This is a genomic window from Clostridium liquoris (genome assembly GCF_002995785.1).
GTDB classification, from domain to species: Bacteria; Bacillota; Clostridia; order Clostridiales; family Clostridiaceae; genus Clostridium_AO; species Clostridium_AO liquoris.
This window is the reverse complement of the sequence record NZ_PVXO01000052.1, coordinates 15,147-40,969: the sequence shown is the minus strand read 5'-3', so window position 1 is coordinate 40,969 and position 25,823 is coordinate 15,147. Positions and strand designations below refer to the sequence as shown.

Annotated in this window: 24 protein-coding genes; 16 read left to right on the top strand and 8 right to left on the bottom strand. The window is 34.8% G+C overall.

The genetic code is table 11. From position 1 onward, the window contains the following. Nucleotides 1-41: 41 nt before the first annotated feature. The 6 genes from CLLI_RS09905 to CLLI_RS09880 all read left to right on the top strand — a co-directional run bounded on the left by CLLI_RS09905 (nt 42) and on the right by CLLI_RS09880 (nt 6,001). Nucleotides 42-428: an RDD family protein gene (locus CLLI_RS09905; RefSeq protein ID WP_170063699.1), complete on the top strand. Its 387-nt coding sequence runs from the start codon at nt 42-44 to the stop codon at nt 426-428. Between the two features lie 308 nt (nt 429-736). Beyond that, the gene (locus CLLI_RS09895; protein ID WP_341457007.1) at nt 737-895 is read left to right on the top strand and encodes a hypothetical protein; all 159 of its coding nucleotides are present in this window, start codon (nt 737-739) and stop codon (nt 893-895) included. A gap of 52 nt (nt 896-947) precedes the next feature. Next, nucleotides 948-2,192 (top strand): restriction endonuclease subunit S, encoded by a 1,245-nt coding sequence (locus CLLI_RS09890; protein WP_106064054.1) that lies wholly within the window; start codon nt 948-950, stop codon nt 2,190-2,192. A 55-nt stretch (nt 2,193-2,247) separates the two neighbouring features. Further along, on the top strand, nt 2,248-2,415 hold the full coding sequence (locus tag CLLI_RS14535) for a hypothetical protein (RefSeq protein ID WP_170063698.1): 168 nt from the start codon (nt 2,248-2,250) through the stop codon (nt 2,413-2,415). Between the two features lie 86 nt (nt 2,416-2,501). After that, nucleotides 2,502-4,235: an ABC transporter ATP-binding protein gene (locus CLLI_RS09885; RefSeq protein WP_106064053.1), complete on the top strand. Its 1,734-nt coding sequence runs from the start codon at nt 2,502-2,504 to the stop codon at nt 4,233-4,235. Between the two features lie 2 nt (nt 4,236-4,237). Beyond that, the gene (locus tag CLLI_RS09880) at nt 4,238-6,001 is read left to right on the top strand and encodes an ABC transporter ATP-binding protein (protein WP_106064052.1); all 1,764 of its coding nucleotides are present in this window, start codon (nt 4,238-4,240) and stop codon (nt 5,999-6,001) included. Between the two features lie 28 nt (nt 6,002-6,029). On the opposite strand, the gene CLLI_RS09875 is transcribed toward CLLI_RS09880, so the two are convergent. The 7 genes from CLLI_RS09875 to CLLI_RS09845 form a co-directional block, all read right to left on the bottom strand. Then, nucleotides 6,030-6,461 (bottom strand): helix-turn-helix domain-containing protein, encoded by a 432-nt coding sequence (locus CLLI_RS09875; RefSeq protein ID WP_106064051.1) that lies wholly within the window; start codon nt 6,459-6,461, stop codon nt 6,030-6,032. An 800-nt stretch (nt 6,462-7,261) separates the two neighbouring features. Next, complete coding sequence (locus CLLI_RS09870; RefSeq protein WP_106064050.1) at nt 7,262-8,029, bottom strand: SDR family NAD(P)-dependent oxidoreductase; 768 nt, start codon at nt 8,027-8,029, stop codon at nt 7,262-7,264. A 136-nt stretch (nt 8,030-8,165) separates the two neighbouring features. After that, entirely contained in the window at nt 8,166-8,963 is a 798-nt protein-coding gene (locus CLLI_RS09865) for an acyl-CoA dehydratase activase (RefSeq protein ID WP_106064049.1), read from the bottom strand. A gap of 4 nt (nt 8,964-8,967) precedes the next feature. Further along, entirely contained in the window at nt 8,968-10,197 is a 1,230-nt protein-coding gene (locus tag CLLI_RS09860) for a 2-hydroxyacyl-CoA dehydratase subunit D (RefSeq protein ID WP_106064048.1), read from the bottom strand. A gap of 12 nt (nt 10,198-10,209) precedes the next feature. Continuing rightward, nucleotides 10,210-10,914 (bottom strand): 4Fe-4S binding protein, encoded by a 705-nt coding sequence (locus tag CLLI_RS09855; RefSeq protein WP_106064047.1) that lies wholly within the window; start codon nt 10,912-10,914, stop codon nt 10,210-10,212. Further along, on the bottom strand, nt 10,904-11,227 hold the full coding sequence (locus tag CLLI_RS09850) for a hypothetical protein (RefSeq protein ID WP_106064046.1): 324 nt from the start codon (nt 11,225-11,227) through the stop codon (nt 10,904-10,906). Before CLLI_RS09850 ends, CLLI_RS09855 begins: the two co-directional genes overlap by 11 nt. A 24-nt stretch (nt 11,228-11,251) precedes the next feature. After that, nucleotides 11,252-12,409, bottom strand: coding sequence for a 2-hydroxyacyl-CoA dehydratase family protein (locus tag CLLI_RS09845; protein ID WP_106064045.1), 1,158 nt, complete (start codon nt 12,407-12,409; stop codon nt 11,252-11,254). A 90-nt stretch (nt 12,410-12,499) separates the two neighbouring features. On the opposite strand from CLLI_RS09845, the gene CLLI_RS09840 reads away from it, so the two are divergent. From CLLI_RS09840 to CLLI_RS09825, 4 genes are all read left to right on the top strand, one after another. Beyond that, nucleotides 12,500-13,210, top strand: coding sequence for a Crp/Fnr family transcriptional regulator (locus CLLI_RS09840; protein WP_106064044.1), 711 nt, complete (start codon nt 12,500-12,502; stop codon nt 13,208-13,210). A gap of 204 nt (nt 13,211-13,414) precedes the next feature. Continuing rightward, the gene (locus CLLI_RS14720; protein ID WP_207655096.1) at nt 13,415-14,443 is read left to right on the top strand and encodes a hypothetical protein; all 1,029 of its coding nucleotides are present in this window, start codon (nt 13,415-13,417) and stop codon (nt 14,441-14,443) included. A gap of 100 nt (nt 14,444-14,543) precedes the next feature. Then, the gene (locus CLLI_RS14715; protein ID WP_207655095.1) at nt 14,544-15,761 is read left to right on the top strand and encodes a restriction endonuclease subunit S; all 1,218 of its coding nucleotides are present in this window, start codon (nt 14,544-14,546) and stop codon (nt 15,759-15,761) included. A 76-nt stretch (nt 15,762-15,837) separates the two neighbouring features. Then, nucleotides 15,838-16,206: a YkvA family protein gene (locus CLLI_RS09825; RefSeq protein ID WP_106064043.1), complete on the top strand. Its 369-nt coding sequence runs from the start codon at nt 15,838-15,840 to the stop codon at nt 16,204-16,206. A gap of 148 nt (nt 16,207-16,354) precedes the next feature. Here CLLI_RS09825 and CLLI_RS09820 read toward each other — a convergent pair whose 3' ends face one another. Further along, nucleotides 16,355-20,590 (bottom strand): 2-hydroxyacyl-CoA dehydratase, encoded by a 4,236-nt coding sequence (locus CLLI_RS09820; RefSeq protein WP_106064042.1) that lies wholly within the window; start codon nt 20,588-20,590, stop codon nt 16,355-16,357. Between the two features lie 567 nt (nt 20,591-21,157). Between CLLI_RS09820 and CLLI_RS14530 the strand changes: the two genes are divergently transcribed. The 6 genes from CLLI_RS14530 to CLLI_RS09790 all read left to right on the top strand — a co-directional run bounded on the left by CLLI_RS14530 (nt 21,158) and on the right by CLLI_RS09790 (nt 25,798). Further along, nucleotides 21,158-21,301, top strand: a complete 144-nt coding sequence (locus tag CLLI_RS14530; RefSeq protein WP_170063697.1) for a hypothetical protein — start codon at nt 21,158-21,160, stop codon at nt 21,299-21,301. A 230-nt stretch (nt 21,302-21,531) separates the two neighbouring features. Then, on the top strand, nt 21,532-22,239 hold the full coding sequence (locus CLLI_RS09810; RefSeq protein WP_106064041.1) for a lantibiotic protection ABC transporter ATP-binding protein: 708 nt from the start codon (nt 21,532-21,534) through the stop codon (nt 22,237-22,239). A 1-nt stretch (nt 22,240) separates the two neighbouring features. Beyond that, entirely contained in the window at nt 22,241-22,972 is a 732-nt protein-coding gene (locus CLLI_RS09805; RefSeq protein ID WP_106064040.1) for a lantibiotic immunity ABC transporter MutE/EpiE family permease subunit, read from the top strand. 1 nt (nt 22,973) lies between these two features. Next, nucleotides 22,974-23,714: a lantibiotic immunity ABC transporter MutG family permease subunit gene (locus tag CLLI_RS09800; protein WP_106064039.1), complete on the top strand. Its 741-nt coding sequence runs from the start codon at nt 22,974-22,976 to the stop codon at nt 23,712-23,714. Nucleotides 23,715-23,765: 51 nt separating this feature from the next. Further along, nucleotides 23,766-24,425, top strand: a complete 660-nt coding sequence (locus CLLI_RS09795) for a response regulator transcription factor (protein WP_106064038.1) — start codon at nt 23,766-23,768, stop codon at nt 24,423-24,425. Then, a complete protein-coding gene (locus tag CLLI_RS09790) occupies nt 24,416-25,798 on the top strand; it encodes a sensor histidine kinase (protein WP_106064037.1) in 1,383 nt (460 codons plus the stop codon). Before CLLI_RS09795 ends, CLLI_RS09790 begins: the two co-directional genes overlap by 10 nt. Nucleotides 25,799-25,823: the final 25 nt, after the last annotated feature.

Below are 25,823 nucleotides of genomic sequence, written 5' to 3'. Positions count from 1 at the left end.
TTATATGGATTATGCATTATAAAAGAATGGAGGAATTTTACATGTCAGAAGAAAATCATGAAATAAAGAACGAAGAAGTTGAAAATAATATAGCAAAGGAAAATTTAAAGGCTGCAGGAGAAAATTCAGATAGTATAGAAGAAGCACATAAGAAAGAAACTAAAGGGGTTTCATTTAAAAATAGCTTTATGGCTATTTTAATTGATACTATTGTTGTAACAGGTATTTCATTAGTAGGACTTTTAATTTTTAATAGAGTAATATTAAAGCTTTTAGGGCTTAAAATTGTGAGCGAATATAAAGGATCAGTATTACTTATTATATTTATTATTGTTTCTATGTTGTATACATCTATTATGGAAAGTAAAAACGGAAATACTATCGGAAAGAAATATCGTGATTTAAGAGTTGAAAAAATAGAAAAATAATATAAATAGGAACCATTGATAAAAAGCCAGATCTAATAATACTAGGTCCTCCAAGATCAGGAGTGCACCTAGCGGCTCTAGATTATGTTATAAAATTCAACGCACCAGAACATTATATATGTATCCTGCAATCCCCGTGGGGTGGCGGAATTATAGATATAACAAAAATTAAACAAAAAATCAGAGCTGAGAGGAAAACCTCAGCTCTTTTTATACCCAAAATTATTATGAATGAGGTGATTGTATGAAAATTGGTATGAGAAAACCAAGTCTAAAAAAATCAGTTAAAGCCAGGGCAATTAGGGCAATTGGGAAAGCGAAGAGATGAGTTAAAAAAGCTAGGGCATGGTAAAAAGGGTATGGGTTGGGTAAAGGATCCTAAGAAGGCTGCGTATAATAAAGTATATAATAAAACAACATTTGGAATTATATTAGATATTATAGGTATGATATTAATGACACTTTAAAATTAATTATTGAACTGTTGACTATGAATTGACGGTTAAGATAGGAGATAAAATGGATAAAAGCAAAGCAAATGTACCTAAAATAAGGTTTCCAGGATTCACTGACCCTTGGAAACAGCATAAGTTGGGGGATATTTCAGATGTAACTAAACTTGCAGGTTTTGAGTTTACTGAATATGTGACTTATTCTGACGAAGGAACGATAATTGCATTGCGAGGATTGAATGTAAAAGGTGGGAAAATAATACTAGATGATGTGAAATATATTGATCAAAGCGATTTTTCTAAACTAAATCGAAGTAAGTTGTTTAAGAATGATATTCTATTTACTTATGTTGGAACTGTTGGCGAATTAGCTATAATACCTGAAGATAATAAATACTATTTAGCTCCTAATGTTGCAAGAATCAGACTAAGAAAAGAAATCGACCCACAGTTCATCATTCAAATGATGGGGAATAAAACATATTATGATGAAGTTATATTCCCACTAATAGCTACGTCATCTCAACCAGCATTAAGTATGGAGAATGTAAGAAAGTTTATTTTGAAACTACCAAGTTTTGAGGAGCAAACTAAAATTGGTGAATTTTTTGCACAGTTAGATAACCTTATCACCCTTCATCAGTGTAAGTTAAATCGTTTGCAAGATAGGAAGAAAAGTTTGTTACAAAAAATGTTTCCGAAAAATAGTGAAGATTTTCCAGAACTTCGTTTCCCAGGATTTACTGATCCTTGGGAACAGCGTAAGTTATCAGATGGTACATCAAAAATAGGTGATGGATTGCATGGAACACCAGAATTTAAAGATACTGGCGATGTTTATTTTATAAATGGAAACAATTTAGTAAATGGAAACATTGAAATTACTGAGGAGACAAAACGGGTATCTTATATAGAACAATCTGATGATGATAAAACATTAGATTGTAATACCATATTAATGTCTATAAATGGGACAATTGGTAATTTAGCTTGGTATTCAGGCGAAAAAATCATGTTGGGAAAGAGTACCGCGTTTATAAAAATAAGAGATTTTAATAAAAAATATATTTATTATTACTTACAAACGTCTGCTATACACGAGTATTTTTTTAATAATTTAACTGGTACCACAATTAAGAATCTAGGATTAAAGACAATCAGAGAAACCATTATAGATGTTCCTAGTATAGGTGAACAATTGAAAATTGGACAGTTTTTTGAACAACTCGATAATCTTATCACCCTTAATCAACGTAAGTTAAATCACTTAAAAGAACAAAAGAAATCATTACTACAACAGATGTTTGCATAAGGGGGTCAGGCACTTGTAAGGAAATGTAAAATATTCTTTGCTGGTGTTTTTCACTTTGTTGATTGACTTAATTTGGTATCATCAAAGATTTATGCCATTCCTGGGCTGGGAGCTTTACTTTAATGTAGTATTGAGTAACTGCTCAATTTTTAATCAACTAAAAGAATATGGTACTAATTTAAATGAAGATAGTATTGATATGATTGACTATAAGTGCAAATAGTTGTATTATTTATAGTGTAATAGCAGAGGTAGTAAACTTAGCTATATTTGTTAGAGAATTTTAAGATTTTGAATGGGGGGAATATTGTGGTAAAGTTTAAGATTGAGCCTATGGAGCATCCAAATAAGATTATTAATTATTGGAAGAAGGAAAAGCTTACTGTAGTGCTGATTATAATCTTTGGGATATCTTGTAATGGCGGAACAGTGCTAGGACCTATTTACCAAGGAAAGTTAATTGACTCTATTGCATATGGGTACAGTCTATATTCTACATTAAAACTTGCAGTCATATATGTTTTAGTTATTGCATCTATTCAGATTCTGAGATACTTCAAGCGTTTTTATATAAGGCGTTTTGCAAATAGTACAAGTGCTACAATGCGTTTTATGATTTATAATAGCATAATGCATAAAGATGCGGCAGAACTTGACAAGGAAGATGTAGGCAATCTAATGACCAGGATGGTATCTGATGTAGATTTATGCGTTGAGGGTATGAGAAAGTTTACTACAGAAATTTTTGATACTGGCGTACTTATGATCTCATATATAATATCTTTATTTGTCTATGACGCTAAGATAACTGCCCTATCTATAATTTTCATTCCTGTGGCAATGATAATTGCAGAGAAATTGAAAGGGCGTATATATAGGTATTCTACTGCTTTCCGCAAAAAGAGCAGTGAGGTTGCAGGTGTTACCTATGACATAGTTGAAAATTCTATGCTTTATCGTGTAAATGGAGTGGAGTCTCAAAATAGGGAGAAATACAAAGAGGATTTGGAGGGTTTGCAGAACAAGGCTATTAAAGCGAATATTTTGGAAAATTCCATGCAGCCTATATATAATGTTATAGCAATGCTAGGAGTTATTATAGTTATTTATCTTGGAGGGCAAAATGTAAACAAAGGAGTATGGACGGTAGGAATTTTTTCAACTTACATAACTATGTTTACTGCCATGGCCTATAAGGCTAGTAAGGTAGCTAAGTTGTTTAATTCTGTTCAAAAGTCCCAGGTTTCCTTTAAGAGAATAGAACCTTATCTTTTGGAATATAAATCTAAAGACACTGACACTAATATAAACTTAAAAGATACAAATCTTTTAGTAAGGAATCTATCCTTCTCCTATGGCGAAAATAAGGATAGTATAATTGAAAATGTAAGTTTTGAAGCTAATAGTGGAGAGATAGTAGGAATTACTGGTCCTATTGCATCTGGTAAATCAACTCTTGGCCTATCTTTGCTTGGCATTTACCCTTATTTAGGAAGTATTAAGATAGATGGCAAGGAATTGATGGATTACACAGAATATGAAAGGAGTCAGATGATTTCATATTTAGGTCATAATCCCCAGCTGCTTTCAGATACTATCTATAACAATATAACCCTTGGCTGTGGACAAGATATTAGTGATGTTATAAAGGATGTTTGCTTTGACACTGATTTAGATAAAATGAGCCACGGAGAAAATACTCTAGTTGGAAATAACGGAGTAAAGTTAAGCGGTGGTCAGCAGTCAAGAATAGCCCTTGCAAGGGCGCTTATTAATAAAAATAAGATAATAATATTAGACGATCCATTTTCAGCAGTTGATATGAAAACAGAGGAGAAAATAATAGAGAATCTAAGAAACAATTATAAAAGAAGTCTAATAATTATAATATCTCATCGTTTAGCTATTTTTGAAAAGATTGATAAAGTTATACTCCTTAAAGAAGATAAAACAGCAGAGTATGGCACACATAAGGAGCTTCTAAAAAACTCTGATATTTATGCTACAATATTTAACCTACAGCATATGGGAGAGGAGGAATAGTAATGGACAAAGATAATAATCTAGTTAAAAAGTCAATGATTAAGGTCTTTAAGAAAAATATAGGGATGGTTATATTACTAGCCTTTGCTGTTTTAGGTGCTGTTATTACAAGTTTAATTCCTCCTCATATTTTAAGATATATAATAGACAATATGCTTGCACAAAATAGCCATAGCAGCAATAATAACAAGCTGCTTGCATTAGCTTTTGCTTATATGGGAGCACTTTTGTTCATAGGCGTATTTGAGTTTTTAAAAGAGGTAATACTTACGATTTTAGGTCAAAAGATTACAAAGGAAATACGATATGACATGATGGGAAAGCTTGAGAATATAAATACACTATTTTTCTCATCGAATGGCTCAGGTGCAATTGTATCAAGGTTTACCAATGATGTGGACGCTATTAATTCTTTATTTACAGATGGTATTATTGGAATGATGGTTGATTGCTTTAAGATTATTGGAATAGTCATCTCAATTTGGATGTTTAGCAGTAGCCTAGGTATTATAACATTGCTATTGCTTCCAATTATATATGGCATCACGAGGTTTTTCCAAGGGAGGATGCTTAAGGCCCAAATCCAAAATAGGGTATTAGTAGGCAGGGTAAATAACCACATTTCTGAAAGCTTAAAAAATATACAGATGATTAAATCCTATAGCAAGGAAGAATATATGGAAAAAAACTATACTAATTACTTGCTAGATAACTATAAAACCATAGAGAAGGTTAATTTTTATGATTCTATATATTCTCCAATAGTACAGATAACTAAGGCAATAATTATTGGATTCATTGTGGTATTATCATCTAAAGAATTAAACTATTTGGGTATATCCCCTGGTATGGTTGCAGCATCAATTGAATTAATATCCAACCTATTCTCACCAATTGACAACTTAGGTATGGAGCTTCAAAACATACAGCGGGCAATATCTGGTATATATAGGGTAAACGATTTTTATAATGAACCAGAAGATGGCATAAAGGATAATAGCCTGATTGTAGGAGATATAATGAAATCAGATAAAGATGTTATGCTAGCTTTTAATAATGTTTTCTTCAAGTATGAGGAAGATGACTATGTACTTAAAAATATAAATCTTGATATAAAGAAGAATGAAAAGGTTGCCTTTATCGGAAGGACTGGCGTTGGCAAAACCACATTATTTAAGCTTGTTATGGGACTCATTAAGCCGTCTTCGGGAAGTATAACCATAAATGGTGTTGATGTTTATGATGTACCAAATTCAAAAAAACGTAAAATATTTGGGTATGTAGATCAAGGTATTTCTATTATAAATGGAACTGTAGCAGAGCAAATAAGCCTTAAGGATAATAGTATTAAAAGGGAGGATATAGAAAATGCAGTAGACTTTGTAGGCCTTAAAGAGTATGTGGAGTCTTTAGAGAATGGTTTAGATACTATTGTTGTGCATGATTCACTTTTTTCTCAGGGCCAAAAGCAGCTTTTAGCAATAGCAAGGGCAATTGTATTAAATCCTCCTATACTACTTTTAGATGAGATTACATCAAATCTTGACTCTATTACAGAAGAGAGGATTGTATCTGTACTTAAAAAAGCAAGTTACTCTCATACTATATTGTCCATTTCCCATCGTTTATCCTCTATGGTTGTAAGTGATAGAGTAGTTATTTTAGAAAATGGCAGCATTAAAAATGTAGGCTCACCAGAGGAATTGCTAGAGATGGATGATTGGTACAAGAGCCATATTGAGCTTGAGAAATTGACTTGGGGTTAATATTAACCCCATTTTAGTTTTTTGCTATCTATGGGTTTATTTTAAAATCATCTCTTAGAGGCCAGCAAAGCTTAAAGGATAGCCTCTCTAAATCTCCCTTTTGTTTATAGCTAACAGACAATCTCAGATTATCTGGTATGGTTATGCTATCATTAATGCCATCTACTATTGTCCTTATATCATTAGTTTCATTTAATTTAGCAAGTTTTGTTGATATAGTATTCATTAATTCCTTTAAGTTTCCAGTACTATCTTCGTATATGGCATATGGATCCTCACGGTTATTGTATGTATAGGAATCCCCTGATGATATCCATTCAATAAGTGCATTTTTACTAAAGCGCCATTCTCTCCCAATCTTTCTTGCAGGTATATGTTCTTCCTTTAAAAGTTTTATTATTGTTCTTTCGCTTACACCTAAAAAACTGCAAGCCTGTTGAAGATTTAATATATCATCCATGATATGATTTATTTTTAGTAGTAGACTGTTTAGCAAATATATAAATGACATAAATACAATATTTATTACTACTTATACACAAAATATTGTCTACTACGTCCTCCTTTCATTTTATATTACTTTGTTTTTTATTTATCAAAATTATTTATAGTATACTTTATTATCTTATTAATATCAATTGCAGAAGGAGATAATATTGATGACCGACCGCCAATCGAGAGATAGATTCTTTTAGTTGGCAGTTTTTCTTTTGTAAATTGACTAAAGTTGGTAATGTATATATAATCTTATTAACAATGTTGTTGATATTGTTATTTGATAAGGAGAGGACAGCATGAATGATGTTAACGAGCTATTAGAAGTATCTATCAGAGAAACTGAAAATCTGAATGAAGGTGAAGTTTTCCTTTAAAGTATGCCTGTGACGTGAAAGTCGGATATGATAAGACAAGAAGGTATGGTGAAACGGAATGATTTGAATTTATGAATTGAGTATATTGGACTTGAAACAGAAATCTATTAAATAGAGGAACATAAGTTTGCAATATTTTGTGCTAATTATAAAGGTGACTTTGAAGCGTTATGTAAATATTTTAACAATTCAATTAGATATGTTGGAACCAATGTTTTCTTAACTTTTCTATATTTGATAATATAGATTTATGCAATGTGCTGAGCGCAGTGTCTTGATTATGAATGAGGTTGACTTTTTTTAGTTTTGCTCTTAAAGACCTCACAAAGAAAATCAAAGAAAGTGCTAATGTACCAGGGAGATGTTATGAATCGTCCCCCGTCATACATTATATCCTGCGAAGGGCTTCCCAAATAGCGATAATGATTTCATGGGGAATGAACTTTGCACAAATCCGGTGAATGAAAGCCACAGAGTAAGTGGACACTGGCAATCCCAGGTGGCTGTCAAACAGTGCGCAGGCGACAACATTTTTGGGTTCCACTGCAAAGGGAAAATGCTTGACGGTATGCCCGTTTTTCGTATCTGCCGCCACTTTACAGAACTCAGTTTTCACCCAATCGGGGCATACGGCCGTAACCTTGATCCGGCGTGGGAAGAGTTCCCATCTGAGGGCTCGTGAGTAGTGATAAAGAAAAGCCTTTGTTGCGGCATAAATATTAAGCCCAGGCAAAGGTTGAAACGCTGAAGCCGAACAGATTTCAATGATTCGTGCGTTCTTATTCATATGGGGTAGGGTAATCATTGTAAGATTGACGGCCGCCTTGCAGTTCAGGTCGATCATATTGTTGATTTCCTGAAGAGAAAGGTCTTTATAGGTACCAAATTTTCCAAAGCCGGAAGCGTTGACAAGGATGCGCACATCCGGTTTTTCTTCCTTTAGAAGAGCAGCAATAGATTTTATGCTTTCCTCTTTTATCAGATCCAGCGGAATCGGTCTTATTATGGTCTCGGTTATTTCATTTTTCAGTTCATTCAGCCTGTTTTCCCTCCTGGCCATGACCCATATTTCATCCAGATGTTCTTTTCTGGCGATCTGGCGCACGAATTCCCGTCCTATTCCTGAAGAAGCACCAGTGACAATTGCTATTTTCAATCTATTTCATCCTTTCTAATCCTAAGCTGATTCAGCTCTGGTTGTGCAAAATTTAATTTTATTAAATAATTATAATTCACTTTAAATATAAGGTCAATGGTGGGCAGATCGTCTGCTACTGCATAAGCATACATATTTATTTATTTTTTTCGTATCTTTTCTTTCCAATTAAAGCAGCACCGATAGCTCCATTAAATTGAGGATAATTTGCTTCATGGATATCACAAAGTAGCTCATCTTCCAGAGCTAAACGTAGGGCTTCATTTTTAGCACCGCCGCCTGTCATTAAAATATCTCCATTGGTTTTGTATTTTCTGGCAAGTTTAGCTATACGGTTTGCCATGGAGCGATGCATTCCTGCCAAAATATCATTACGACTTTTTTTCTGCGCTAAAAGAGAAATTATTTCTGTTTGTGCAAAAACTGCGCAAGTGCTATTGATTTGACATGGATTTTCACTTTTCTCCGCAAGAGAAGCAATTTGATCAATTGAAGTTTCCAATAGATCAGCAGCCACTTCTAAAAATTTACCGGTGCCAGCGGCGCATTTATCATTCATTGTAAAATTGAGAATTTGTCCATGAGCATCGAGGCTTATGATTTTGCTATCCTGCCCTCCAATATCAATTAAAAGACGAGGACATATTCCAGAAGGGGCTGTTAGTTTTACTCCTTTAGCATGGGCGGTTATTTCAGAAATTGTACTATCAGCAACTTCAATGTTTCGTCGGCTGTAGCCAGTAGCAGTAATTGTTTTAATTTGATTTTCATTGATATTTGCTTCCGTGCAGATATGATTCATAAGTGTTTCCGCAGTTTTTTCACAGTCTATTCCAGTTGGCAGCACGGCTGTGGAGATGATTTTTTCATCCTTTATCAGTGCCGCCTTTAAGTAAGTTGATCCTGCATCCATTCCCAAAAAATAATTATCCATTTTATTATCTCCTTTGTTCAAGCATCTCTATAAATGCTTCCAATCTAATTTTGATCTGCTCTAAATCCTCCAAAGAAAAGTCTGTTTCTATCCTTAAAACTGGGATATTATACTTTTGTCCTAATTCTTCTACCTTTGACAATTCAAAATCATAGGGAGTACATCCACGAAGGACATGGTAGACAATTCCTTCTGCTTTAGTTTGTTTCAACCTTTCTTCTAATTTTAACATGGCATCGTCCATTTGCTCAAAGACAGGACAAGTACATGCTGAAATGTATCTTGACACTAATGCTCTTAAAATACCGTCTGTGCTGTAATTGTCTGGCACAACAGGATCATAAAGCATTCTTCCTGACATACAAGTTTCATCACCTACAATATGCGCCCCAAGTTCTTCAAGAAGAAAGGGTATTTTAAAGTTAGGGAAAGTAATGGGTGATCCGGCTAAAAAAACTTTTATCTTTTTACGTTTTGCCATAGGCATAGATTCTTTTTTACGAATCAATGCTTGATTTAGTTTTTTTAGCTGCCCTGTCCATTCTTCAACATTGGCATAATTGTAGCTATTGACAATTGCCAAAAATTCAGTGCCCTTTAATGGTGGATTATCAGAAGCAAGCAATTTAGCCAGCAGATAAACTTCATCTTGCGCATCTCGGACCATTTTGCAAGCTTTCACTAGTTTTTGATTATCCAGTTTTCTGCCTGTAAAGCTGGATAATGATTTGGTGAGGGCAATCAGGTTTTTATAATCATCCTTAAATCCTTTCTCAGATTTATCTGTAGAAATTGGCAGAGGAATGACTGGCAACTTTTTTGCCAAAATAGCAGCACTCTTCTTTTTTCCATCACATGTAAGTGGCAAAATTACAGCTTTACATTGCTTATAAATAGGTAAAATGTTCATAAATTGAAATCCAACTGATGCTTTTATAAGTGGACATGCATCTCTTGGCACCAATTCATCTCCAAACAATGCTGCTATATTATGTCCAGAGCATAACCGCATGGGGGTATAGCCAAAGGCATATATCAGCTCATTCGGTACCATAACGCAGTAACTTCCTATATAGGTGTTTGGATTTTCAGAGAAGTTTGTAAAAGCATTTTTTAGTATATTTGTAAAGTAAGCCATCTCCTGCAAGGGTTTTGAATCATTTAGCTGATTTAATGTACCATTGGAAATACGCACTACGTTTCGCTTAAATCTTTCTATTGCTTTTTCATTCATATCAGCACCTCCTTATTTAATCTCTCTTTTTGATGATAAAATTTTTTTGCCCACTACTGTATAGGAAAGCACATCTGGTTCGGGACAGGCTTCAATACATTTCATACAGTATATACAATCGGCATGAACAAAATCCGTTTTGCTTCTGTCATCAAAGATTTCTTTAATATCCATAGGACAATTCTCGTAGCAAGCGCGGCAATAGGTACATGCTGCTCCTTTCTTTTTGATTTTTCCAATGCTGATTTTATTTGCAAATCCTCTTAAAGTACCAAGGGGGCAAATTTTGCAAAAAAAGCGTTCATTAAAAAAGCAAATTCCCGTGATAATTCCTATAACAACAGTAGTCCATATTTTAAGATTGGGGCTAGCTATGGCAAGATCAGGACGAAGATAAATAATGGGTCTTACTCCCCATACCACTACACTTAGGATAAATCCCACTAATACTATATATTTTACTGGCTTTAAAGCACATTTTGCCTTTTGTGAAAGGTGCATAGATGGTAGGCGGAATCTCTTTCTGAAACGAGATAAAAGTTCCTGATAAAAACCTAATGGACAGATATAACCGCACCATAAACGCCCAAACAGCAAGGCTAAAGTAAGGCTTACTAAGAGAAGAACTATGCTGAATCCCTTAATCAAAAACATGAAAAAAAGAGTAGCAACCAGTAAGCACAGTATGCGAAATAATGTGATTTTGTTATTTTTCATCTTTTTCCTCCTGTCTTAATATAGGCAACTCTTGAATTGCTTTTATTTTTCTTCGATATAAAAGGTACATAGTAAAAGCAGTTAATGCTGCAATTGCTGTAACGCTTAATATTGAGAAAATTGAATGCCCTGCCTTTGCATGTGGGGACATGGCATTTTTGCTTCCAACTCCATGACTTGATATAAAAGCAATCAAAGTCAATAGAACAATTACCAAAGCAGCAGTCTTCAAGTGCCTTATTGCCTTGGGTGATAAATGCTTCCTTACGTAAATATTTAAGCGTAAATTTACTTGTTTTAACTGATGATACATATAAATACTCCTTTCTATCTTGTGTTAACTTGCGGATGACTGCATAATAAGTTCCGTAAAAGCCTCAAGTCTTATTCTTATTTGTTCAGTATCAGCGTCCGTATAATCAGTTTCTATTAAAACAAAGGGAATGCCATTATCAATACATATTTTTTCTATTTGCTCTGCCTCATAAGCATAGGATAACTGCCCTTTTAATAAATGATAAATAACTCCACTGCTGTGTTTTATTTCATCTGCATTAACAATAAAGCTATGACTTATATCTTGATTAACTGCCCAATAATGAATTTCATGTAATTTGCTATATAATGAGTTTATATGCATATCTTTTGAATTTAATAAATCATCATAAATACATGGTCTTGGAACAGCACAATGGTTTTGATATTTTTCAAGACCCAAACTTTGAAGGATGGAAAGCAGTTTTGTGTTTGGAAACAAAATTGGCGATCCGGTAAGAAGCAGCGATTGGTTTTCAGTTTTGGGTGATGATTTTTCTGCTATATGCCTAACCTCCATACTCCATTTTTCAAGATCAGACACCATATAATAAGTCTGGCGAATGAAACTAGTAAGAAATGTAGGACAGTTTGATTCTTCTAGTTTTACTAATGCATGATATGCGCCATTTATTGCCTCAGCATATTGTAACAACTTTTTCGGAGCAACTGCTTTTTGAACAGTCTGTTGCAGTGTGTACCATATTTCATTTTGTTCATCAATAAATTCATCAGAAATTTCTTTTGAAAGAAATATGTTTTGCTCTGCAGAAAGAACGTTAAATCCAGCTTCTGACAAAAAAGATAAGGCTTTGCGTGCAGTGATATTGTGTACAGGCATAACCACTGTTAACTGTTTTTGTTGAGGATTATATTCAGAAACCAATAAACTAAATGCTGACTTAACGATAGGATCAGAAATTTGAGGGAATATTTCCTGTGTAACAGAATTTTCTTGATATGATCCCCCAAAAATATAATGCGTGTTTAATTCCAAGGCACGTATATAAATATCTGGTATACCCATATCCATAACAACAATATTTGGAATATCTGGATTAGTTTTTTTATTCCAATACTCTTGCCATACAGTCAAAAAATAAGACATAGGCATATGAGGAAATTCTTTGTTTAATATAGAATTCACTGATTCAATTTGCTTATGTTGCATGTCGTTCATTTTAATGATCCTCCTTGCTTTATTTTAATTTATATACTACAATAAAATTTATAAAAAAAAAGTAACCATGGTTACTATCTGGAGGGAAAAATGTCAAAACTTGATCATATCATAAAATTATTGGTTACCACAAAACTTTTTAATGGCTTAACTTATGAAGAACTCCATGAAATATTTAAAAAATATCCTGCCAATATAACTGCATATTCTTCTAATGCCATTGTTCACTTTCAAGGGGAATGTTGTACAGGTCTTGACATTGTCTTAAACGGACATATTCAAATTCAAAAAATTGATGCAAACGGTGATATGTCTGTTATATGTGATTTTACTGCTGGGAATTCTATAGGAGAAAATTTATTGTTTTCACGAAACAATGCTTATCCATTTACAATTGTTACTAAATGTCATACTGAAATTTTATATTTAAGTAAGCAACCGATTCTATACTTATGCCGGATTAATGATGGTTTTTTGCAAAATTTTCTTGAATCTCTTTCCGATAAAACACTAATTCTTAGTGGTAAGATTAAGGCACTATCAACTAAGACCATTAGAAAATGCATTATTGAATTTTTGCTATGTGAGTATAGCATCCAAAAAAACACAACTATTTTTTTGAGGCTATCCAAAAAAGAATTGGCTGAAAAATTTGGAATCCAGCGTCCATCGCTATCACGTGAGCTAAATAAAATGCGGTCAAAAGGGTTGATTGAATATAACGCAAAAAGTATTACAATAAAAGATGTTAAGGAATTAAAACGCATATATAAGGGGTCAGGCACTTGTAAGGAAATGTAAAATACTTTGTAGAAATTAGCAAGTGGTAGCGGAAGCTTACCCCGGGGGTAATAACATATTTTATATATTTTATATATTTTCGTGTATTTTCGTGCAATATAAAATTTTGAGGTGAAACCAATTTAAAGGGGAAAAGAAAACCCTTACGGCTTAAAGCTCAAAGGATTTTCCAAAAGTATTATACTATTAATATGAGGTGATTGTATGAAAGTTGGTATGAGAAAACCAAGCCTAAAAAAATCAGTTAAAGCCAGGACAATTGGAAAAGCGAAGAGATCAGTTAAAAAAGCTGTTATACCGGGGTATGGTAAAAAGGGTATGGGTTGGGTAAAGGATCCTAAGAAGGCTGCGTATAATAAAGTATACAATAAAACAACATTTGGAGTTAATGATATAGTAAGAGTCGCTAGCAGTAATAAATCAACTAAAAAACAAAATTATAAAAGAAGTAATAATAGTAATAGTGTTGCTCGGTCAGGAAATAAAATATTAGAATTAGAAAATACATTAGGTGTAGATACAAGTGCTAAAAATAAACCTGCTTATTGTGTTTATTTAGGATTGTTTTTAATAATTTTAGGAACATCTATATCAGCATTACTTATATTTGGAATTGTATTAGATATTATAGGTATGATATTAATGAGTAAAAAAAGTTACTGGAATGCTTATAGATGGAATAGGGCTATGCTTATGTATGTTAAAAATGATTATTTAAAATGTGAAACATACCTAAATAAATTATCTCCAGAAGAAAAGGAAAAAGAACCATACAAAATAATGTTAAATTTATTAAAGGATGATTCTATTAGGGCAGAAACAGAGGATTTTGAGAAAGTGACAGTTTCTAACTGTTTAAATAAAACAAATAATATTAATATTGAAAGTGATATAGAATCAGAAGTTTATAATAAAATAAAGAATATTTTAGAAAGTAATAATGTAGATATAGAACCCCTAAAAATGAGACATACTGGAGTTTATACAGACATATGCTATTTTAACATTTTATTTAGATTAAAGCTTAATGGTAAAAAAAGATATATACTAAGTAATATTGAAAACCAAGAATTAGAGGGAAATGAATTTATATTAGAACAACCATCCAAAGCTGAAAGTGGAAGGTATAAAAACAGAATAGTATTTACATCAATTGAAATAATAGGTTCTTTAGAAAATTATATAATAGAGGAGATTCATAAATCTATAGAAGAAATGAATAATTCAAGGTGATGCTATGGAAAACCGCTGAAATCTAAATTATATCTAATGATACTTTAAAATTAATTATTAAATTGTTGACTATGAATTGACAGTTAAGATAGGAGATAAAATGGATAAAAACAAAGCGAATGTACCTAAAATAAGGTTTCCAGGATTTACTGACCCTTGGGAACGGCGTAAGGCTGGTGATATTTTTTTTACTGTAGCTGATAAAAATCATCCGGAACTTCCTGTACTTTCTGCAAGCCAAGAATTGGGAATGATAAAAAGGGATGACTCAGGAATTAATATTTCTCATAATAAAGAAAATGAAGTTGGATATAAAAGGGTAATGCCTGGACAATTTGTAATTCATTTACGTTCTTTTCAAGGAGGTTTTGCTCATTCAAATATAGAAGGAATCACATCTCCAGCTTATACCGTAATAGATTTTGTTGATAAAAGCAATCATTATGATAACTTCTGGAAATACATTTTTAGTTCAGAATCTTTTATAAAAAGATTGGAATTAATTACATATGGAATTAGAGATGGAAGAAGTATTAGCTATAGCGATTTTGCAACATTGCCATTTAAATTTCCTAAATATGAAGAGCAGAAAAAAATTGGAGACTATTTTATTAAGTTCGGTAACCTTATCACCCTTCATCAGCGTAAGTTAAATCATTTGCAAGATAGGAAGAAAAGTTTGTTACAAAAAATGTTCCCGAAAAATGGAGAAGATTTTCCAGAACTTCGTTTCCCAGGATTTACTGACCCTTGGGAACAGCGTAAATTGAGAGAACTCTCGTCATTAATAACAAAAGGTACAACTCCGTTAGATAAATCAGGCAATGGAAACATTAACTTTATTAAAATCGAGAATGTTGATCCATCCTCCGGAGAAATAATATCAACAGCAAAAATAACAAAGGAAGAACACGAGGGATATTTGAAGCGTTCACAGCTACAAGAAAATGATATTCTTTTTTCTATAGCTGGTACTTTAGGTCGTGTAGCCATTGTAAATAAAGATGTTTTGCCTGCTAATACTAATCAAGCATTAGCAATTATTAGACTTAAAAATGGTTGCCTGAATTACATTACGACATACCTTAAGGGTAAAGCAGTAAGTGTTTATATTAAGAAAAATCCTACGATAGGTGCACAACCAAATTTATCTTTAGAGCAAATTGGAAATTTAGAAATATCGTTGCCGAAAGAAGAAGAGCAAATTCAGATCGGAGAGTTTTTTCAACAACTCGACAACCTTATCATCCTTAATCAACGTAAGTTAAATCACTTGAAAGAACAAAAGAAATCATTACTACAACAGATGTTTGTATGAAGGGGTCAGGCACTTGTAAAGAAATGTAAGATAGAGTAACCCCAGAGATAAAAAATTAATTAAGGGGTACGATAGGATGAATCTTAAGGAGAAAGCAAATGAAATAAAAATATACATTCCAGCCCTTTTCATCGCAATAAAGAGAAAAGACACACCGATAATTGCTAAAATTTTTGCGGTGATAACTGTAGGATATGCGTTATCACCCATTGATGTGGTTCCAGATTTTATACCTGTGTTAGGATATCTAGATGATCTTATCATTCTTCCCTTGTTGGCAGCTTTAGCTATAAAATTTATTCCAGATGAAATAATGAAGGAATGTAAAATAGAAGCAGAAAATATGTGGAAAGATGGAAAGCCTAAAAAGTGGTACTATGCAATACCAATTGTAGTCTTATGGTTGTTGGTTATAGGATGGATTGTATCAAAATTTATACATTGAAAGGGGTTAGGCACTCTAAATCTATATTTTGTAGAGTGCCTTGTTTGTTTTCAGTTTTATTCATTCACATCTACCGTAACCATAGATGTGAATGGTTTATATGTGGAACAATGCTGTTTTAATTATCAGCAGAAAAGTTTTTCTCGTCCTATTCTTCTTTATACAAATTTTTAAATGCTGTTGAAAGCATAAGCTTTATTCTATTCAGCTGGTTTACCTCGCTGGAACCCGGGTCATAATCTATAGCAGTAATGTTTGATTGCGGATACCTAGCTTTAAGTGTCTTTAACATGCCCTTGCCTGTTATGTGATTAGGCAGGCATGCAAATGGCTGCATACATATAATATTATTAACGCCGCTTTCCATAAGCTCTATCATTTCAGCTGTAAGAAGCCATCCTTCACCAGCTTGGTTTCCCAGTGACAAAACGGGAGAAGAAATTTTAGCAAGATGCATTATTGTTGTTGGAGGCTCAAATTTTTTACTCTTTTTAAGTAAACTTTTTAGATTTCTTCTAAAAAATTCTATATAAAGTATTGCAAGATCACCTATTGTTTTATTCAGCCTTTTCACTGAAAGATATTTGTGCTTAAATTTTTCATTATATGCGCAGTATTCAAGAAAACCTGTTAAATCAGGTACAACAACTTCAGCACCTTCTTTTTCAAGTAAATCAACGATATTGTTATTTGCAATTGGATGGAACTTTACAAGAATCTCTCCTACAAGTCCTACTTTAGGCTTTTTAATATCATTAATTTCAAGGTTATCAAAATCGTATATTATTTCTTTTATATTTTTCTTAAATAAGCCCTTATCACCACTTCTTACGGATTCCTTGCATTTTTCTACCCATTTTTCATATAATTTATTTGTAGAACCCTTTATCTTCTCATAAGGTCTTACATGGTATACTACCTGCATAAGGAGTTCACCGTATAAAAGTGCAATCATACATTTTTTGACCATATCCATTGAATATGTAAAACCTGGATTACTCTCTAATCCTGCAGGATTTACAGATATTACAGGCACATTTCCAAAGCCTGCATCTTTTAAAGCCTTTCTCAAGAAACCTATATAATTTGAAGCCCTGCAAACTCCTCCTGTCTGCGTCATAATTACTGAGGTATTATTTAAATCGTACTTACCTGATTTTAGTGCAGAAATAATCTGACCAACAACAATTATTGACGGATAGCAGGCATCATTATTTACATATTTAAGTCCTTCATCTATTGCTTTTCTGTCAACAGATGGGAGTATTTCAAAGTTGTAGCCGCATGAGTTCATAGCTTCTTGTATAAACTGAAAGTGTATAGGAGCCATTTGAGGAGCAAGGATAGTATGTTTTTCTCTCATTTCCTTAGTAAAAACAACCTTTTTTGCCATTGAACCCTTCTTCTTAGGCTTAAAGTTGTCTTTATCTCTTTCTTCCATAGCAGCTTTTAAAGAACGCAATCTAATTTTTACAGCTCCTAAATTACTAACTTCATCAATTTTAAGTGAGGTATAAATTTTACCATAGTTCTCAAGTATCTCCTGTACTTGATCTGTAGTTACAGCATCCAATCCACATCCAAATGAATCTAATTGAACAAGCTCAATATTCTTTTGTTCTGCTACAAAGCTGGCAGCAGCATACAGTCTTGCATGGTATGTCCATTGATCAAGCACTCTTAAAGGTCTTTCAACCTTTCCTAAATGAGCTACAGAATCCTCTGTTAAAACCGCCATACCCAGTGAAGTAATTAAGTTAGGAATTCCGTGATTTATTTCAGGATCAATATGATATGGATGACCTGCAAGTACTATGCCTTTTTTCCCAGTTTCCTTTAAATATTTTAAAACTTCCTCTCCCTTGTCTCTTATATCCTGCTTTGCGTTTTCCTTTTCTTGCCATGCACAATTAGTAGCCTCGTTTATCTCATTTCTTGAGACATGAAAATCTTTTTTTAGTATATCATAGAGCCTTTTTTCCAGGTTTTCCTTATCATCGAAAGAAAGAAAAGGATTCACAAAGTTAACTCCATTTTCATTAAGTTCACCCATATTGTTTTTTATAACTTCAGCATATGATATGACAACAGGACAATTTAAATGATTATTGGCATCCTGCTGTTCTTTCTTTTCATAAAATATGCAGGGATAAAATATAAATTTTATTCCTTTGCCTATAAGATCCATTATATGCCCATGCACCATCTTGCCAGGATAACATACTGATTCTGAGGGAATAGTTCCTATTCCACTTTCATACAAAGCCCTTGATGATGGTGCCGATAATTCCACTCTGAACTTAAGCTTAGTAAAAAATGTAAACCAGAATGGATAATTTTCGTACATATTCAGCGCTCTTGGTATTCCTACTGTCCCTCTTTCAGACTCTTTAATACTCAAAGGCTTATACCCAAAAATTCTTTTATATTTGTAATCATAAAGGTTAGGTATATTTTCTTTCTTTTCATTAAGACCTATGCCTTTTTCGCATCTGTTTCCGGTAGTATATTTTTCTCCATTAGGGAAGTTGCTTATTGTAAGCAGACAGTTATTTGTGCATCCTCCGCATCTTCTCATTGATGTTTTACATGTAAAGGAATCTAATCCATTCGTATCAATAAGGGTTGTTTCATACCCTTCGCTATAATTTTCCTTAGCAATCAGTGCAGCACCTAATGCACCCATGAGCCCTGCAATATCTGGCCTTACTGCTTCCTTGCCAGATATAAGTTCAAAACTCCTAAGCACTGAATCACTGTAGAAAGTTCCTCCTTGTACAATTACATTATCTCCAATTTCATCGGGATTTCGTAGCTTTATAACTTTAAGCAGTGCATTTTTTATAACAGAATATGAAAGCCCTGCAGATATATCACCAATTGTTGCCCCTTCTTTTTGAGACTGTTTAACTTTTGAATTCATAAAAACAGTGCATCTTGAGCCAAGGTCAACAGGGTTGTCCGCTGTGAGTCCTGCATTAAGAAAATCTTCTACTTCCATATTTAATGAATGTGCAAATGTTTCCAAAAACGAACCACAACCTGATGAGCATGCTTCATTCAAAAGTATACTATTTATAACGCCATCTTTTACTCTCATGCATTTCATATCTTGACCACCAATGTCAAGTATAAAATTTACACCAGGAAGAAAAAACTCTGCAGCTCTATAGTGAGCTATAGTTTCAACCTCTCCTATGTCTATATGAAGTGCTGCTTTAATGAGTTCCTCTCCATAACCTGTAACAGCAGAATTAACTATTTTTGTATCTTTTGGCAAAACAGCATATACTTCCTTTAGTATTTCAACAGTAAGTGCCAATGGGTTACCTTTGTTGCTTCCATAATATGAGTAAAGCATTGTACCTTTTTGGTCAATTAAAACTGCTTTTGTAGTTGTGGAGCCTGCATCAATGCCTAAAAAGCATTTTCCATGATAAGTTGATATCTCTCCTCTTTTTACTTTATGGCTTTCATGCCTTTTTCTGAATTCATTTAGCTCTTCTTGGTTTAAAAATAAAGGCCTTAGCTTTTCTACTTCACAATCTGGTAAAGAATTTAAGCCTGTAATTCTTTGCTTCAAGTCCTCAAATGAGATGACATCTGTATCTTTTGAAGCAATTGCAGCCCCTATAGCAACAAATAATTCGGAATTCTTAGGGAATATTACATCATTATCTCTTAATTTTAGTGTTTTTATAAACCTTTTTCTGAGTTCAGATAAAAAACTTAATGGACCTCCTAAAAATGCAACTTCTCCTTTTATTGGTCTTCCACAGGCAAGTCCACTTATTGTTTGATTTACAACTGATTGAAATACTGAAGCTGCAATATCATGTTTGTCAGCTCCTTGGTTTAATAATGCCTGAATATCTGTTTTTGCAAAAACACCGCAGCGTGAGGCAATAGGATATATAACCTCATGTCCTTTTGAAAGTTCATTTAATCCTGAAGCATCAGTCTGAAGAAGGGATGCCATTTGATCTATGAAAGATCCCGTTCCCCCTGCACATGAACCATTCATCCTCTGCTCCATGGTTCCGCTTAAATAAGTTATCTTAGCATCTTCTCCTCCGAGTTCAATTGCAACATCTGTATTAGGTATAAATTTTTCAATGGAACTAACACAAGCAGTAACTTCCTGTATAAATGGTATATGTAACCATTTATTTACAGAAAGCCCTCCGGAGCCTGTTACCATTACTGTAACTTTGCTATCTTTAAACTTATTATATCCTTCACAGATAAGTTTAAAAATAGTATTTTTTATATCTGAGAAATGTCTCTGATATTTGCTGTAAAGTATTTCAGCATTATTGTCTAAAACCACAAATTTAACAGTTGTTGACCCTACATCCAAACCTAAATGCAAAATTTGTTTCATATAACACAGCTTATAAAGCCATTTTCCCCCTTATCTATATCAAACTTAATTATTATTATATTATGCTATATTCTAACACAAAATAGCATATAGCACCAAATTGATAATAAGTTATGATAGTCCAAATAAAATAAGAAGTCAAGTTTTAGCGAATCATATTTTGAAAAATTTAAAAAATAAATTGTCCACTTTAACTTGACACAAATTTCTATCCTTAAGCCGTATTCAAATTGCCGAGTATATGATATAATCACTACGAAAACGATACAATTTAGCTTGCACTTTTTCTTATCAAGTTGCAACAATAAGTGGTGACACGATTACAATCTACTGGGTAAGTGATAACGGCAACACAAAATCACTTTATTGGGCGGGTTCTTTTGTCGCCCCAACAGCTGCTGATGAACCTTATTCATGGACCTTGAAAAATGACCATAGTAAAACTGAAGGTGCTTTGCTCGCTTCGAGTGATGATACTAAAACTATGACATACCAAAACGGCGTATTAAGCTACGGGGCTTCTGCTATGGGTACGACTACAACGATTAAACTCAAAAAGCAACAATAATGACAACAAAAAGAGCGGAGGATTATTCCAGCATTTATGATGAATTTGGTGAAGAAGCAGCAAATGAAACTCTTCAGGATGTTCAAGACGGAAAAATATCAGTAAAAACTCTTGAAAAATATTTGTTTAGAGATACGGACTAAAAGTCTAAACGAAAGTGGATACCCTAAATTGGATCTATATCAATATATTAAACGAGGAGCTGTCGCACTAAAATTAGTGCGACAGATTTTTGTTATGGGTTTTAGCCTGTTGAGATCGCATGGGTGTAGGTTGTCCCATTTTTCCAGGCGAAAAATAATTTGGATTTCTTTAAAGATTCTTTAAATTTCTTCCTTATAGTAAGTATTAAACAAAAGGAAGGAAGATGTTTATGAATTCGTATATTTTACAAACAAAAGACTTATGCAAAGACTTTAAAAAACAACCTGCAGTCAACAACATATCACTGTCTATAATGGAAAATTCCATTTATGGTTTACTGGGGCCCAACGGAGCAGGAAAATCCACCACCTTAAAGATGATTACTGGGATGCTCCATCCCACTTCGGGGAAAATAATATTTGAAGGGCACCCATGGAGCCGGAAGGACCTTACAGATATAGGTGCTCTGATTGAAGCTCCCCCGCTTTATGAGAATCTCACCGCAATGGAAAATCTGAAGGTACGCACGCTTCTTTTGGGGTTACCAGATGGCCGAATGGACCAGGTCCTGAAAATTGTTGATTTGACCAATACCGGGAAAAAATGTGCTGGACAGTTTTCTATGGGAATGAAGCAGCGTCTTGGCATTGCAATGGCATTACTGAATCATCCGAAGTTGCTTATCCTGGATGAACCCACCAACGGTCTAGACCCAATCGGCATTCAGGATCTAAGAGGGCTCATCAGGTCTTTTCCCGAACAAGGAATCACGGTGATCCTGTCAAGCCACATTCTTTCTGAAGTGGAACTGATTGCTGATCATATCGGCATTATCAGCAATGGGATATTAGGTTACGAAGCTAAAATAAACCCCGGAGAAGATTTGGAATCGCTGTTTATGCAGGTAGTTGCAAACAGCAAAAAGGCAGGTGATTAACATGATGGATTATATTAAAGCAGAAAATCTAAAATGCCGAAGAACCTTTGCAAAGAAGCTGGTTTTAATTGCACCGCTGCTCATGGTGCTACTTGCAAGTATTTCCGGCATGTACCTTGTACAAAATGGCTATAATTGGTGGTATGCCATCATCCTGCCAGGTTTTATTACCCTTGCCACAGCGCTGGTTAACCAGATAGAAGAAAGAAAGCTGCATTACCGGACAGTTTTTGCACTTCCGGTTCCGCTTCAAAAAATCTGGATTTCCAAAGTTTTTCTGCTTGCTGTGTATGTTTTGGTTGCCTGTATGCTGCACCTTGTAGGGATGATTTTAGGAAAGTTTTTGATTAACCCTGCAGCCACCATCTCCATCACACAGATGGCAGTAGCAACACTGATTCTAATTGTTGTCTCGCTCTGGCAGATTCCATTTTGTCTGTTTCTTTCAAAGAAATTCGGTCTCATGGCGGCGGTGATTATAAACCTAGGTATGGGGATTGTGCTGGGTATTTTCGCAGCAACAAAAGACTTCTGGTGGGCTTGCCCATATAGCTGGGCCACGCGGCTGATGTGTCCGGTACTCGGTATCCTGCCAAACGGTACCATGGCTTCACAGTGGAATGCTCTACTGAACCCTAGTGTTCTTCCAGTGGGTATTGTTTTGTCCATTACTCTATTTGTTCTACTGCTGGCTGTGACTGCCAACTGGTTTCAGAGACAGGAGGCAAAGTAATATGCTTACTTTCATACGTTGTATTCGTTCCGATTTTTATAAATTCAGGCATACATCCATGCTGTGGATACACGCATTGATTCCTTTGACCGCAGCCATCCTGTTTATCGCCTATTATTCAATGTCCTCTTGGAAGGCAGAGGCAAAAATCAGCGGGTATCTTGAGGTGATGGGTGTTGCATTTCCGTTAATGCTTGGCCTGATCACAGGCAAAGCGGCGGAGCAGGAAGGACAGGCCGGAAGTTTTCAGACAATGCTGTGCGGTGTAAAATCACGCGAGGCAGCATACGCAAGCAAGCTGGTAGTCCTGCTTCTGCTTGGGATTTTATCAATTATAATTGCCATAGGGGTGTTTGCGGTTGGCTTTCAGACAATACCAGCCATGATGTATGTCAAGGCAGGGGGTCTGCTCATAGCTGGAAACATTTTTCTCTATATTCTGCATCTGTTTGTCAGCCTCAGATATGGCAGGGGGACTTCTATAGGTATCGGAATGGTGGAAAGCCTGATTTCCGCTTTGGCCTTGACGGGACTTGGAGACGGAAAATGGTACTACATTCCCTGTGCCTGGAGTGCACGTCTCTGTGACAATCTTGTTTTCACATGGCTCAACCCATCAACGACATTTGGATATGAAGAAATACACAAATGTTTAATCGTGGCAACTTTAGCAACGGTAGCTGCGTTTATCCTAAGCCTTTTCTGGTTCAAAAGCTGGGAAGGCAGAAAATCTTATGAATAATTAAATTGATGCATTTATTTGGAATGTGAAATTAGAAGGGAGTAAACGCTTATGTCTAAAATACTTGTCATTGATGATGAGCTGGATATTTTGGCTCTCGTAAAAAATGCATTACAAAAAGACGGCCATCTTGTAACCATTGCTGAATCACCTAAAAGGGTGGAGCTAAGCAGCTTGAATCGGTTTAACCTACTATTGCTGGATGTTATGATGCCGGATATTGATGGTTTTGCCTATTGCCAAAAGGTGCGAAACCTGGTAGATTGTCCGATTCTGTTTATAACTGCTAAAACTCTGGAAGCTGATGTGATGTACGGCCTAGGTTTAGGTGCCGATGATTATATAAAAAAGCCATTTGGCATCGGAGAATTACGTGCGAGAGTAAATGCACATCTGCGCAGGGAAACTCGTGAGAAGCGGAATATATTAGCTGTATCAGGCTTGGAATTTAATCTTGCGGCAAAAGAAGTATCGGTAAATGAACAGAGATTATCTTTTACAAAAATTGAGTATGGCATCTGTGAATTCCTCGTGAAAAATCGTGGCCAGGTTTTTACTAAAGAACAAATTTACGATGCCGTATGCGGTTACGATGCTGAAGGCGACAGCTTTACAATTGCTGTTCATATAAAGAATATCCGGGCAAAGCTGGCCCTATATAAGCTGGCGACCATTTCAACTGTATGGGGGATTGGATACAAATGGGACTGAGAAATAAAAATATCAAACTTAGAACATTTTTTGTTCAGTATTTACTGGCTCTTTTTGTGGGCTTCCTGTTAATTGTATTGATTGGCGTAGGATTGTTTTTTACTTCATGGAAAACAGGCTTTCTTATTTCTGTGGGAGATGTGGAAGATAATATTGAAAGTAAAAAAACTGAGATTGTGTCTGCAAAAACCGTAAGTGCGGATTTGATTCCTGAAACCTGCGAATATGCCGTCGTAAGCAAAAATGGAGAGTTTTTGTCAGGGAGCATGACCAAATCCGAAGCTGATGCTGCATGGAAGGTAATTCAAAGCGGAAGAAGAACCTCAGGTATATCGCTTATGACAGGCTTAAATGCTCAATGCTATTTCCCTGTTGAACGACAAAATGAGATCTGTATTGTTGAATACTCAGCCTTGTCCCAGTTTTCTGCCGAATTCTTGCGTGAACATCTGCCCGCACCGGAAATCGTTCTTTTCTGGACAATTCTTGCCGCTATCCTTGCTGAAATTATCTTGCTTTCCCGGTTTTATGGCAGAAAGATCAGTCGTAAACTGATCCCACTGCAAAATGCTACGGAGAAAATTCAGAATAAAGATCTTGAATTTGAAGTTCAGTATAGCGGCATACAAGAAATAGACGCAGCCCTGCGGTCTTTAGAAAGTATGAAAACCGAGTTAAAGTTCTCACTAGAAACACAATGGGAGATTGAGCAAAGGCGGAAAATGCAGATTTCAGCCTTGGTCCATGATATAAAAACACCACTTACTGTTGTCCGAGGCAACGCAGAAATGTTAAATGATACGGATCAAACGGGAGAACAGAGGGAGTTTACCCATTATATTTTGAAAAACACCGATGGAATGGAACAGTATGTTCAGATGTTGATTGAACTATCCAAAGCGGAAGTGGGCTATTTACTTCAACGGGAAAAGGTCAATACTAAAACTTTTTTAGATGAACTATATAGTCAAATCCATGCGCTTGTTTCAATAAAGCACTTAAAAACTGAGTTTGAAGAAAAGGATTTGCCGGAGATTATCAATGTGGACAGTTCCTTGATGCAAAGGGCAATTATGAATATTGTATCCAATGCGGTGGATTATTCCCCGGATGGTGGATTGATTCAGTTTTCTGTATCGGCAGAAAAGCATAAATTTCGATTTACCGTTGTGGACAGCGGAAAGGGATTCTCTGCGGAAGACTTGAAAAAAGCGGCAATGCAGTTTTATCAGGGCGATTCCAGCCGCAGCTCGAAATCACATTATGGCATGGGCTTATTTATTGCCGATTCCATTGTAAGGCAGCATGGTGGTTCCATTGATATAGCGAATTTTCATGCTAAAGGCGGTGGAATGGTAACCATTGAATTTTAAGGAAAACGTACCTTTATCTCCGTCA

Excerpts from the sequence above, each read along its gene's own strand:
- CLLI_RS09850 (WP_106064046.1), bottom strand. The coding sequence starts at position 11,227 with ATGTATCATCAGTTAAAACAAGTAAATTTACGCTTAAATATTTACGTA.
- CLLI_RS09840 (WP_106064044.1), top strand. The coding sequence starts at position 12,500 with ATGTCAAAACTTGATCATATCATAAAATTATTGGTTACCACAAAACTT.
- CLLI_RS09810 (WP_106064041.1), top strand. The coding sequence starts at position 21,532 with ATGAATTCGTATATTTTACAAACAAAAGACTTATGCAAAGACTTTAAA.
- CLLI_RS09855 (WP_106064047.1), bottom strand. The coding sequence starts at position 10,914 with ATGAAAAATAACAAAATCACATTATTTCGCATACTGTGCTTACTGGTT.
- CLLI_RS09905 (WP_170063699.1), top strand. The coding sequence starts at position 42 with ATGTCAGAAGAAAATCATGAAATAAAGAACGAAGAAGTTGAAAATAAT.
- CLLI_RS09845 (WP_106064045.1), bottom strand. The coding sequence starts at position 12,409 with ATGAACGACATGCAACATAAGCAAATTGAATCAGTGAATTCTATATTA.
- CLLI_RS09875 (WP_106064051.1), bottom strand. The coding sequence starts at position 6,461 with ATGGATGATATATTAAATCTTCAACAGGCTTGCAGTTTTTTAGGTGTA.
- CLLI_RS09790 (WP_106064037.1), top strand. The coding sequence starts at position 24,416 with ATGGGACTGAGAAATAAAAATATCAAACTTAGAACATTTTTTGTTCAG.
- CLLI_RS09890 (WP_106064054.1), top strand. The coding sequence starts at position 948 with ATGGATAAAAGCAAAGCAAATGTACCTAAAATAAGGTTTCCAGGATTC.
- CLLI_RS09820 (WP_106064042.1), bottom strand. The coding sequence starts at position 20,590 with ATGAAACAAATTTTGCATTTAGGTTTGGATGTAGGGTCAACAACTGTT.
- CLLI_RS14720 (WP_207655096.1), top strand. The coding sequence starts at position 13,415 with ATGAAAGTTGGTATGAGAAAACCAAGCCTAAAAAAATCAGTTAAAGCC.
- CLLI_RS14530 (WP_170063697.1), top strand. The coding sequence starts at position 21,158 with ATGACAACAAAAAGAGCGGAGGATTATTCCAGCATTTATGATGAATTT.
- CLLI_RS09795 (WP_106064038.1), top strand. The coding sequence starts at position 23,766 with ATGTCTAAAATACTTGTCATTGATGATGAGCTGGATATTTTGGCTCTC.
- CLLI_RS09800 (WP_106064039.1), top strand. The coding sequence starts at position 22,974 with ATGCTTACTTTCATACGTTGTATTCGTTCCGATTTTTATAAATTCAGG.
- CLLI_RS09880 (WP_106064052.1), top strand. The coding sequence starts at position 4,238 with ATGGACAAAGATAATAATCTAGTTAAAAAGTCAATGATTAAGGTCTTT.
- CLLI_RS14715 (WP_207655095.1), top strand. The coding sequence starts at position 14,544 with ATGGATAAAAACAAAGCGAATGTACCTAAAATAAGGTTTCCAGGATTT.
- CLLI_RS09860 (WP_106064048.1), bottom strand. The coding sequence starts at position 10,197 with ATGAATGAAAAAGCAATAGAAAGATTTAAGCGAAACGTAGTGCGTATT.
- CLLI_RS09825 (WP_106064043.1), top strand. The coding sequence starts at position 15,838 with ATGAATCTTAAGGAGAAAGCAAATGAAATAAAAATATACATTCCAGCC.
- CLLI_RS09805 (WP_106064040.1), top strand. The coding sequence starts at position 22,241 with ATGATGGATTATATTAAAGCAGAAAATCTAAAATGCCGAAGAACCTTT.
- CLLI_RS09865 (WP_106064049.1), bottom strand. The coding sequence starts at position 8,963 with ATGGATAATTATTTTTTGGGAATGGATGCAGGATCAACTTACTTAAAG.